Annotated in this window: 5 protein-coding genes and 3 rRNA genes; all 8 read left to right on the plus strand. The window is 65.3% G+C overall.

All coding sequences use genetic code 11. The features are described from left to right. Nucleotides 1-52: 52 nt before the first annotated feature. Entirely contained in the window at nt 53-727 is a 675-nt protein-coding gene (locus tag JOD48_RS09045) for a DNA-3-methyladenine glycosylase (protein ID WP_191790713.1), read from the plus strand. 133 nt (nt 728-860) lie between these two features. Next, on the plus strand, nt 861-2,120 hold the full coding sequence (gene tyrS, locus JOD48_RS09050) for a tyrosine--tRNA ligase (RefSeq protein WP_307824062.1): 1,260 nt from the start codon (nt 861-863) through the stop codon (nt 2,118-2,120). 614 nt (nt 2,121-2,734) lie between these two features. Then, nucleotides 2,735-4,255 (plus strand): 16S ribosomal RNA (locus tag JOD48_RS09055). A 399-nt stretch (nt 4,256-4,654) separates the two neighbouring features. Continuing rightward, nucleotides 4,655-7,762 (plus strand): 23S ribosomal RNA (locus tag JOD48_RS09060). A gap of 90 nt (nt 7,763-7,852) precedes the next feature. Next, a 5S ribosomal RNA gene (rrf, locus tag JOD48_RS09065) occupies nt 7,853-7,969 on the plus strand. Together the 16S, 23S and 5S rRNA genes form the textbook arrangement of a ribosomal RNA operon. A 1,604-nt stretch (nt 7,970-9,573) precedes the next feature. Then, nucleotides 9,574-10,353, plus strand: coding sequence for a tetratricopeptide repeat protein (locus tag JOD48_RS09070; RefSeq protein ID WP_307824063.1), 780 nt, complete (start codon nt 9,574-9,576; stop codon nt 10,351-10,353). Beyond that, on the plus strand, nt 10,350-11,366 hold the full coding sequence (locus tag JOD48_RS09075) for an HAD-IIA family hydrolase (RefSeq protein ID WP_191791393.1): 1,017 nt from the start codon (nt 10,350-10,352) through the stop codon (nt 11,364-11,366). Before JOD48_RS09070 ends, JOD48_RS09075 begins: the two co-directional genes overlap by 4 nt. Before the next feature lie 114 nt (nt 11,367-11,480). Then, a complete protein-coding gene (locus JOD48_RS09080) occupies nt 11,481-11,711 on the plus strand; it encodes a hypothetical protein (protein WP_204810703.1) in 231 nt (76 codons plus the stop codon). Nucleotide 11,712 lies beyond the last annotated feature (1 nt).

An 11,712-nucleotide genomic window follows, 5' to 3' on the forward strand; every position in this document is an offset into this window, starting at 1 on the left:
ACGTGCTCGGCGTAGATTGCGGGGGAGACGCCCGCCCAGCCAGGAGGCCCATGTGACCGAGTCCCGTTCCACCACGGACCTCGACGCCCCCGCGCCGGACGTTCCCGCGCGCGGATGGTTCTCCCGCCCGAGCCTCGAGGTCGCACGCGACCTCCTGGGGGCCTCGATCACCCACCGCACCCCGGAGGGCAGCGTCACCGTCCGCCTCACGGAGGTCGAGGCCTACGACGGAGAGCAGGACCCGGGGTCGCACGCCTTCCGCGGTCGGACCGAGCGCAACCGGGCCATGTACGGCGAGCCGGGTCACCTGTACGTCTACCGTCACCTGGGCCTGCACCACTGCGTCAACGTGGTCTGCGGCCCGGTGGGCTCCGCGTCGGCGGTCCTCCTGCGGGCGGGCGAGGTGACCGACGGCGTCGCGCTGGCACGGGCGCGCCGGCTCGCTGCCGGCGTCTGCGACTCGGACCGCCAGATCGCGCGCGGACCGGCACGTCTCGCGGTGGCGCTCGGCCTGGACCTGGCCCACTACGGGCTGGACGTGACGGACGAGGCGGGCGACGTCGTCGTGCACCGGGACGTGCGGACCCTGCGGCCCGCGATCGCGACCGGACCTCGCGTCGGCGTGAGCGGCGACGGCGGAGACGCGAGCGTCTACCCGTGGCGCCTGTGGCTGACGGGCGACCCGACCGTCTCGGCCTACCGGCCCGCGACGCGCCGCAGCCGCTGACGAGCCCGGTCCCCGGCGGAGTCGGTGCTGGAGGGCGGGACACGGCAGACTAGGACCTCGGGCGCGCGGAACGATGGCGCGCCCGTCCCACGCCCTGCGCCGCACCGCGCGCGGGCACGACGAAGGAGATGCAGTGAACGACGTTCTCGACGAGTTGCAATGGCGAGGCCTGGTGGCGCAGTCCACCGACGAGGCCGCGCTGCGTGCTGCGCTGGCCGAGGGACCCGTCACGTATTACTGCGGCTTCGACCCGACCGCGCCGAGCCTGCACCACGGCCACCTGGTGCAGCTCATCCTGCTGCGCCACCTGCAGCTCGCCGGGCACCGTGCCATCGCGCTCGTCGGCGGAGCAACGGGCATGATCGGCGACCCGCGTCAGTCGGGGGAGCGGATCCTCAACACCAAGGACACGGTCGCCGAGTGGACCGAGCGCCTCAAGGCGCAGGTCTCGCGCTTCCTCGACTTCGAGGGCGACAACCCGGCGCGCATCGCGAACAACCTCGACTGGACGGCGAACCTCACGGCGATCGACTTCCTGCGGGAGATCGGCAAGCACTACCGTCTGGGCACCATGCTGGCCAAGGACACCGTGGCGCGTCGCCTGAGGTCGGACGAGGGGATCAGCTTCACCGAGTTCAGCTACCAGATCCTGCAGGGCAACGACTACCTCGAGCTCTTCCGGCGTGAGGGCGTCACGCTCCAGACGGGTGGCAACGACCAGTGGGGCAACCTGCTCTCGGGTGTCGAGCTGATCCGCAAGGCCGAGGGGGCGTCGGTGCACGTCCTGACGACGCCACTCATCACCAAGGCCGACGGGACCAAGTTCGGCAAGACCGAGGGCGGGGCCGTGTGGCTCGACCCCGACATGATGAGCCCGTACGCGTTCTACCAGTACTGGGTCAACGCGGACGACGCCGACGTGGTGGGCTGGCTCAAGATCTTCACGTTCCGCACCGCGGAGGAGATCGCTGAGCTCGAGCGTGCGGTCGCCGAGCGTCCCGCGGCGCGCGAGGCGCAGAAGGCGCTCGCAGCCGACGTCACCACGCTGGTCCACGGCGCCGCCGCGACCGAGGCGGTCATCGCCGCGAGCCAGGCGCTCTTCGGCCGGGGGGACCTGGGTGCCCTGGACGCCGGCACGCTCGCCGCGGCCGTGGCGGAGCTCCCGCGCACGACGGCGGCGCCCGGCGACCTCGTCGTCGACCTTCTCGTGGGGTCGGGGCTCGTGGGTTCGAAGGGCGCGGCGCGGCGCGCGATCGCCGAGGGCGGTGCCTACGTCAACAACGTGAAGGTCACGTCCGAGGATGCTGCCCTCGGGGCGGACGACCTCCTGCACGGGCGCTTCGCCGTCCTGCGCCGGGGCAAGCGGACGCTCGCGGTGGCCGAGGTCGCGTGACGGACCCGCGTGCACGACGGCGGGGCCAAGGGGTTCGTCCCCCTGGCCCCGCCGTCGTTGCAAGGGGCCCACGGCGCCGTCGACCGTACCGGCTGGCGGCGCGGTGACCGGGGTCACCGCGCCCGGGTTTGACCTCGCCCGTCACCTCGACGTAATCTTCTGGATGTCAGCCCGACAGGGAGGAACAGACACCACTGCGAAGCTCCTCGGAGCCGCCGCGAAGTGGCTGGTCCCACGGGCAGGCCACCCACACGAACTTCAGGTCCTGGATCTGTCGACTCGTGAGGGGACCGGGGAAGTTCCCGTCTCCGCTTCGGCGGTAGACACGATGATCCAGACCTGGTAAGGTAGAGAAGTTGCCCCGAGTGAAGGCCCCTGGTGGGTTGGAGTCGGTGCGTGTCGGTTGCTTGAGAACTCAACAGTGTGCTTGATAGTTAATGCCAATTGTCCTGCATGGGCGTGTGGCGCGCATCGTTTGGTGTGTGTTGTGTGTTCGTGTTGAGACTTCTATTTGGTATGAATTGAAAACGTCATGTTTTCGGTTTGTAGCCATGATTATGGACCTTCGGGTCCGCTTCGTATGGTTGTTAATCCTTCGGGGTTGATAGCAAACATTTACGGAGAGTTTGATCCTGGCTCAGGACGAACGCTGGCGGCGTGCTTAACACATGCAAGTCGAACGGTGATGCCCAGCTTGCTGGGCGGATCAGTGGCGAACGGGTGAGTAACACGTGAGTAACCTGCCCCAGACTCCGGGATAAGCCTTGGAAACGAGGTCTAATACTGGATACGAGATGCCCCTGCATGGGGAGTGTCTGGAAAGATTTATCGGTCTGGGATGGACTCGCGGCCTATCAGCTTGTTGGTGGGGTAATGGCCTACCAAGGCGACGACGGGTAGCCGGCCTGAGAGGGCGACCGGCCACACTGGGACTGAGACACGGCCCAGACTCCTACGGGAGGCAGCAGTGGGGAATATTGCACAATGGGCGAAAGCCTGATGCAGCGACGCCGCGTGAGGGATGAAGGCCTTCGGGTTGTAAACCTCTTTCAGCAGGGAAGAAGCGCAAGTGACGGTACCTGCAGAAGAAGCGCCGGCTAACTACGTGCCAGCAGCCGCGGTAATACGTAGGGCGCAAGCGTTGTCCGGAATTATTGGGCGTAAAGAGCTCGTAGGCGGTTTGTCGCGTCTGGTGTGAAAACTCAAGGCTCAACCTTGAGCTTGCATCGGGTACGGGCAGACTAGAGTGCGGTAGGGGTGACTGGAATTCCTGGTGTAGCGGTGGAATGCGCAGATATCAGGAGGAACACCGATGGCGAAGGCAGGTCACTGGGCCGCAACTGACGCTGAGGAGCGAAAGCATGGGGAGCGAACAGGATTAGATACCCTGGTAGTCCATGCCGTAAACGTTGGGCACTAGGTGTGGGGCTCATTCCACGAGTTCCGTGCCGCAGCAAACGCATTAAGTGCCCCGCCTGGGGAGTACGGCCGCAAGGCTAAAACTCAAAGGAATTGACGGGGGCCCGCACAAGCGGCGGAGCATGCGGATTAATTCGATGCAACGCGAAGAACCTTACCAAGGCTTGACATACACCGGAAACTTCCAGAGATGGTTGCCCCGCAAGGTCGGTGTACAGGTGGTGCATGGTTGTCGTCAGCTCGTGTCGTGAGATGTTGGGTTAAGTCCCGCAACGAGCGCAACCCTCGTCTTATGTTGCCAGCACGTCATGGTGGGGACTCATAAGAGACTGCCGGGGTCAACTCGGAGGAAGGTGGGGATGACGTCAAATCATCATGCCCCTTATGTCTTGGGCTTCACGCATGCTACAATGGCCGGTACAAAGGGCTGCGATACCGCGAGGTGGAGCGAATCCCAAAAAGCCGGTCTCAGTTCGGATTGGGGTCTGCAACTCGACCCCATGAAGTCGGAGTCGCTAGTAATCGCAGATCAGCAACGCTGCGGTGAATACGTTCCCGGGCCTTGTACACACCGCCCGTCAAGTCACGAAAGTCGGTAACACCCGAAGCCGGTGGCCCAACCCTTGTGGAGGGAGCTGTCGAAGGTGGGACTGGCGATTGGGACTAAGTCGTAACAAGGTAGCCGTACCGGAAGGTGCGGCTGGATCACCTCCTTTCTAAGGAGCATCACTCACAGTCGGCGCCCTTGTGGTGCTGGTTGTGCAGAGGCCATGGCACTCGCCGAACGCGTGGGTGGATGGTTGCTCAAGGGTGGAACATTAACGAAGAGCTCGGCCATGACGGTTCGTGTCAGTACCTGCCCACCTTGTGTGGGTGGTGGAACATCACGGGTACGGGGGAAGGGTTTGCCAAGCACACTGTTGGGTCCTGAGGGAACCGCCCGCATGGGTGGGGTCGCTCTGAACGGGCCATCGCGTCTCCTGGGTGAACCGCCAACCGGTTGTGTTGGTAGGCCGTGGGAGCGGGTGGGATCGTCCGTAGCTTGAGAACTGCACAGTGGACGCGAGCATCTTTGTAAGATCAAAGATTTATCTTTGTTCTCTGCAATTTTTTGTTGTCAAGTTTTTAAGGGCACAGGGTGGATGCCTTGGCACTAGGAGCCGATGAAGGACGTTGTAGCCTGCGATAAGCCTCGGGGAGTTGGCAAACGAACCGTGATCCGAGGATCTCCGAATGGGGAAACCCCGCTGGAGTCATGTCCAGTGACCCGCACCTGAATATATAGGGTGTGTGGAGGGAACGTCGGGAAGTGAAACATCTCAGTACCGACAGGAAGAGATATTCCGTGAGTAGTGGCGAGCGAAAGCGGAACAGGCCAAACCGTTCATGTGTGATAGCTACCAGGCGTTGCATGGGCGGGGTTGTGGGACCTTTCAGACCGGGCTGGTACCCGGTCAGGGAGTCAGAAAGCCGCGTTATAGTCGAAGGGCATTGAAAGGCCCGGCACAGAGGGTGCGACCCCCGTAGACGAAATGACGCGGCCTCCCGAAGGGGATCCCAAGTAGCACGGGGCCCGAGAAATCCCGTGTGAATCCGGCAAGACCACTTGCTAAGCCTAAATACTACCTAGTGACCGATAGCGGACCAGTACCGTGAGGGAAAGGTGAAAAGTACCCCGGGAGGGGAGTGAAATAGTACCTGAAACCGTGTGCCTACAATCCGTTGGAGCCTCCCTAGCAGGGGTGACAGCGTGCCTTTTGAAGAATGAGCCTGCGAGTTAGTGCTCAGTGGCAAGGTTAACCCGTGTGGGGAAGCCGTAGCGAAAGCGAGTCTGAATAGGGCGAATGAGTCGCTGGGTCTAGACCCGAAGCGAAGTGATCTAGCCATGGGCAGGTTGAAGCGTGGGTAAGACTACGTGGAGGACCGAACCCACCAGGGTTGAAAACCTGGGGGATGACCTGTGGTTAGGGGTGAAAGGCCAATCAAACTTCGTGATAGCTGGTTCTCCCCGAAATGCATTTAGGTGCAGCCTCGCGTGTTTCTTGCCGGAGGTAGAGCTACTGGATGGCCGATGGGCCCTACAAGGTTACTGACGTCAGCCAAACTCCGAATGCCGGTAAGTGAGAGCGCGGGAGTGAGACTGCGGGGGATAAGCTCCGTAGTCGAGAGGGAAACAGCCCAGACCACCAGCTAAGGCCCCTAAGCGTGTGCTAAGTGGGAAAGGATGTGGAGTTGCACAGACAACCAGGAGGTTGGCTTAGAAGCAGCCACCCTTGAAAGAGTGCGTAATAGCTCACTGGTCAAGTGATTCCGCGCCGACAATGTAGCGGGGCTCAAGTACACCGCCGAAGCTGTGGCATTCACACAAACGCTAGGCCTTCGTGGTCCAGGCGTGTGGATGGGTAGGGGAGCGTCGTGTGGGCAGTGAAGTCGCGGGGTAACCCAGCGGTGGAGCCTACACGAGTGAGAATGCAGGCATGAGTAGCGAAAGACGGGTGAGAAACCCGTCCGCCGAATGACCAAGGGTTCCAGGGCCAGGCTAATCCGCCCTGGGTAAGTCGGGACCTAAGGCGAGGCCGACAGGCGTAGTCGATGGACAAGGAGTTGATATTCTCCTACCGGCGAAGAACCGCCCATACCGAACCCGGTGATGCTAAGCGCCCTTAACCAGCATCGTCTCCTTCGGGAGACACCGCTGGAGCGGCGCGCGACCCGAACCGGTACTAGGTAAGCGTATTAACAGGGGTGACGCAGGAAGGTAGCCCAGCACGGCGATGGTTGACCGTGTCCAAGGTTGTAGGGCGAACAGTAGGCAAATCCGCTGTTCACATAGCCTGAGAACTGATAGATAGCGCGTATGCGCGAATTGGGTGATCCTATGCTGCCAAGAAAAGCCTCGGCGCGAGGTTCTAGCCGCCCGTACCCTAAACCGACTCAGGTGGTCAGGTAGAGAATACTAAGGCGATCGAGAGAATCGTGGTTAAGGAACTCGGCAAAATGCCCCCGTAACTTCGGGAGAAGGGGGGCCCGATGCGTGACGGAACTAGCTTCCCGAGCGTTGACGGCCGCAGAGACCAGGGAGAAGCGACTGTTTACTAAAAACACAGGTCCGTGCGAAGTCGCAAGACGATGTATACGGACTGACGCCTGCCCGGTGCTGGAAGGTTAAGAGGACGGGTCAGCTCTTCGGAGCGAAGCTCAGAATTTAAGCCCCAGTAAACGGCGGTGGTAACTATAACCATCCTAAGGTAGCGAAATTCCTTGTCGGGTAAGTTCCGACCTGCACGAATGGCGTAACGACTTCTCCGCTGTCTCAACCGCGAACTCGGCGAAATTGCACTACGAGTAAAGATGCTCGTTACGCGCAGCAGGACGGAAAGACCCCGGGACCTTTACTATAGCTTGGTATTGGTGTTCGGTGCGGCTTGTGTAGGATAGGTGGGAGACTGTGAAGCATGCACGCCAGTGTGTGTGGAGTCAACGTTGAAATACCACTCTGGTCGCTCTGGATATCTAACCTCGGTCCGTAATCCGGATCAGGGACAGTGCCTGGTGGGTAGTTTAACTGGGGCGGTTGCCTCCTAAAATGTAACGGAGGCGCTCAAAGGTTCCCTCAGCCTGGTTGGCAATCAGGTGTCGAGTGCAAGTGCACAAGGGAGCTTGACTGTGAGACTGACAGGTCGAGCAGGGACGAAAGTCGGAACTAGTGATCCGGCGGTGGCTTGTGGAAGCGCCGTCGCTCAACGGATAAAAGGTACCCCGGGGATAACAGGCTGATCTTGCCCAAGAGTCCATATCGACGGCATGGTTTGGCACCTCGATGTCGGCTCGTCGCATCCTGGGGCTGGAGTAGGTCCCAAGGGTTGGGCTGTTCGCCCATTAAAGCGGTACGCGAGCTGGGTTTAGAACGTCGTGAGACAGTTCGGTCCCTATCCGCTGCGCGCGCAGGAAGCTTGAGAAGGGCTGTCCCTAGTACGAGAGGACCGGGACGGACGAACCTCTGGTGTGCCAGTTGTTCCGCCAGGAGCACGGCTGGTTAGCTACGTTCGGAAGGGATAACCGCTGAAAGCATCTAAGCGGGAAGCCTGCTTCAAGATGAGGTTTCCATCCCCGCAAGGGGGAGAGGCTCCCAGCTAGACCACTGGGTAGATAGGCCGGATGTGTAAGGCAGGACTAAAGACTGCTGAAGCTGACCGGTACTAATAAGCCGACAACTTGATAACACACAAACTTGTGCTACGCGTCCACTGTGCGGTTCCCGAGATACGGGCACACCCCCACGTAACCGGGGGCCCCGAACATCTCCATAGAGTTACGGCGGTCATAGCGAGAGGGAAACGCCCGGTCCCATTCCGAACCCGGAAGCTAAGCCTCTCAGCGCCGATGGTACTGCCCTGGAGACGGGGTGGGAGAGTAGGTCGCCGCCGGACAACCATTCACCAAAGGCCCACCCCTCACGGGGTGGGCCTTTGGCGTGCCTGTGACCTACCGGGCAAGCCCCCACGACCCTGCTCGTGGGATGATGAACGTCAGTGCATATCGAAGGGACACCGCTGTGAACGACAGCCCAGAACGTCACGCCGACGACCGCGACCGTAGGTCTTCCGGGGCAGGGCGGTCCGGCGACACCGGTCGTTCCTCCGGCTCTCAGGGCCGTGGTCAGGGAGCGCCCCGTCGCGACGGAAGCTCGAGCAAGCCCCCGCGCGCCGGCGGCGACCGCCGCCAGGACTCCGGCGAGCGCCGTTCCTACGGTGACCGCCCCCAGTCCTCGGGCTCCGGCGAGCGTCGCTCTTACGGTGACCGCCCTCAGTCCGGTGGCGGGTCCTACGGTGGCGGCGAGCGCCGTTCGTACGGTGACCGTCCGCAGTCCTCGGGTTCCGGTGAGCGCAAGAGCTACGGTGACCGTCCGCAGTCTTCGGGCTCTGGCGAGCGCCGTTCCTACGGTGACCGTCCGCAGTCCGGCGGTGGCGAGCGCAAGAGCTACGGTGACCGTCCGCAGTCTGGTGGCGGGTCTTACGGTGGCGGCGAGCGTCGCTCCTATGGTGACCGCCCCCAGTCCTCGGGCTCCGGCGAGCGCCGTTCCTACGGTGACCGTCCGCAGTCTGGTGGCGGGTCTTACGGTGGCGGCGAGCGCCGTTCCTACGGTGACCGTCCGCAGTCTGGTGGCGGGTCTTACGGTGGCGGCGAGCGCCGTTCCTACGGTGACCGTCCGCAGTCTGGTGGCGGGTCTTACGGTGGCGGCGAGCGCCGTTCCTATGGTGACCGCCCCCAGTCCTCGGGCTCCGGCGAGCGCCGCTCCTATGGTGACCGTCCGCAGTCTGGTGGTGGGTCCTACGGTGGCGGCGAACGCCGTTCCTACGGTGACGGCCCGCAGTCCGGCGGTGGCGAACGCCGCTCCTACGGCGACCGCCCCCAGTCCGGTGGTGGGTCCTACGGTGGCGGCGAACGCCGTTCCTACGGTGACCGCCCGCAGTCCTCGGGTTCCGGTGAGCGCAAGAGCTACGGTGACCGTCCGCAGTCTGGTGGCGGGTCCCACGGTGGCGGCGAGCGCCGCTCCTACGGCGACCGCCCCCAGTCCTCGGGCTCTGGCGAGCGCCGCTCCTATGGTGACCGTCCGCAGTCCGGCGGCGGCGAGCGCAAGAGCTACGGCGACCGCCCCCAGTCCGGTGGCGGGTCCTACGGTGGCGGCGAGCGCCGCTCCTACGGCGACCGCCCCCAGTCCTCGGGCTCCGGCGAGCGCAAGAGCTACGGTGACCGTCCGCAGTCTGGTGGCGGGTCCCACGGTGGCGGCGAGCGCCGCTCCTACGGCGACCGCCCCCAGTCCTCGGGCCCTGGCGAGCGCCGCTCCTACGGCGACCGCCCCCAGTCCTCGGGCCCTGGCGAGCGCCGTTCCTACGGTGACCGCCCGCAGTCCTCGGGCTCCGGTGAGCGCAAGAGCTACGGCGACCGCCCGCAGCGTGCAGGAGACCAGGGCGAGCGCCAGTCGCGTCCGCCGCAGGACCAGCGTCACGCTGGCCCTGAGATCGACGAGGCCGTGCAGTTCTCGGACCTCGATCGCGACGTGCGCGGTCGTCTGCGGACGCTGAGCAAGGAGAACGCGACGGTCGTCGGGCGCCACCTCGTCATGGCCGGCAAGCTGATCGACACCGACCCCGAGCTGGCTTACGAGCACGCCCAGGCTGCGGTGCGCCGCGCCGGCCGCGTCGACGTGGTCCGTGAGGCCGCAGGGCTGACGGCCTACCAGACGGGCCGGTATGCCGAGGCGCTGCGCGAGCTGCGCACCGTGCGTCGTCTCAACGGATCGTCGGAGCACCTGCCGATCATGGCGGACTGCGAGCGCGGGCTGGAGCGCCCCGAGCGGGCGATCGCCCTGGCCGCCTCGGAGGAGGCGAGCACCCTCGACGCCACGGGTCGTACGGAGCTCGCTCTCGTCGTGAGCGGTGCGCGCGTCGACCTCGGCGAGTTCGAGGCCGCACTCGCGGTGCTCGACCAGATCCCCGCGGCCGACGCCACGGGTGATCTCGCCCTTCGTGTGCTGCAGGCCAAGGCCAGCGTCCTGGAGGCCGCAGGCCGCACCGAGGAAGCGGCTGCGATCCTCGCGGACGTCGACCCCCGTGCGCTGGCCGCTGCCCTCGGCACGTCCCTCGACGAGGACGTCGTCGTCTACGACCTGACCGAGGACGCCGTCGAGATCGACGACGAGGCGGACAGCGACGACGAGACCGACGACTCGGCCGCGACGTCGACGGACGAGCCCGCGGACGAGAAGGACGCTGCGGCGTCGGGCGTGGAGAGCGACGAGGAGACCAAGTGAGCCTGGGGCTGATCTCGAGCGACGTCCCGCTCGCGGAACGCTACGACCTGGCCCTCGTCGACCTCGACGGTGTCGCCTACCGCGGGCACGAGCCCATCCCGAACGCCGCGACCGGCCTCGGGGGAGCTCGTGCCGCGGGCATGCGCCTCGTGTTCGTGACGAACAACGCGTCGCGCGAGCCGCAGTCGGTGGCCTCGCAGCTCACCGAGCTCGACATCCCCACGTCGTCCGACGAGGTCATGACCGCCGCACAAGCAGCGGCCGCGCTCCTGCGGACTCGCCTGGAGCCGGGCGCCCGTGTCCTGGTGGTCGGTGGTGCGGGCCTGTTCACGGCCGTGCACGACGCGGGCTTCGTGATCGTCGAGAGCGCTGACGAGGAGCCGGTCGCGGTCGCGCAGGGGTTCGCCCCCGAGCTCGGCTGGGCCCAGCTCGCCGAGGCCGCCTACGCGGTCCAGCGGGGTGCTTGGCACGTCGCGAGCAACCTCGACCTGTCGCTGCCCACGGCCCGGGGCTTCGCGCCGGGCAACGGCTCGCTCGTGCGTGCCGTCCAGGCTGCGACGGGGGTCGAGCCGTCGAGCGCGGGCAAGCCCTCGCCGACGATGTACCGGCTCGCGATCGAGCGGGCGGGGGCGTCCTCACCGCTCGTCGTGGGTGACCGCCTGGACACCGACCTCGCGGGCGCCCGCTCGGGCGGCTACCCGGGCCTGCACGTCCTGACGGGTGTCAACGGGGGCCGCGACGCGGTCCTCGCCGAGCCTGGGCTGCGCCCGCACTACATCGGTGCGGACCTCCTGAGCCTCCTCGAGCCGCACGCCGCGCCCACCCAGGGCGGCGAGGGCTGGTGGACGTGCGGCGACTCCGCCGCGCGCGTCACGGACGGCTCGCTCGAGCTGACCGGCCCCGAGGGCGTCGACCTGATCCGTGCCGCGTGCGGCGCGGCCTGGTCGACGGTCGACACGGGCGGCACGGTCGACGCCGACACCGTGCCCGAGCTGGCTGTCGGTAGCCGCTGAGATCCTGTCCCGACCGGTAGCGTTGCACCGGTGCGGCGACGCGCGCCCCTCGTGGCGGCGCCCGCCGTGTCGGTGCGACGCACCGCACCCTGGACACGGACTGGAGGTACACGCATGGCGCAGGACACCGTCGACGACGGCGTTCCCACCTCAACCCCCGTCCCCACCCCCGGGGACGTGCGGACCGGTGCGACGGCGTCGGGCAACGACCCGGGCGACGACGCGGTCGCGGCGGCGCTCGGCCGGCTCGACGAGCTGGCCGAGGCACCCCTGACCCACCACGTCGCGGTGTTCGACGCGATCCACGAGGCCCTGCAGGCGCGCCTCGCGGACGCGGAGGACTGAG

The organism is Oerskovia paurometabola (assembly GCF_016907365.1).
Lineage (GTDB): Bacteria > Actinomycetota > Actinomycetes > Actinomycetales > Cellulomonadaceae > Oerskovia > Oerskovia paurometabola.

Coding starts and splice junctions, on each gene's coding strand:
- JOD48_RS09080 (WP_204810703.1), top strand. CDS start 11,481: ATGGCGCAGGACACCGTCGACGACGGCGTTCCCACCTCAACCCCCGTC.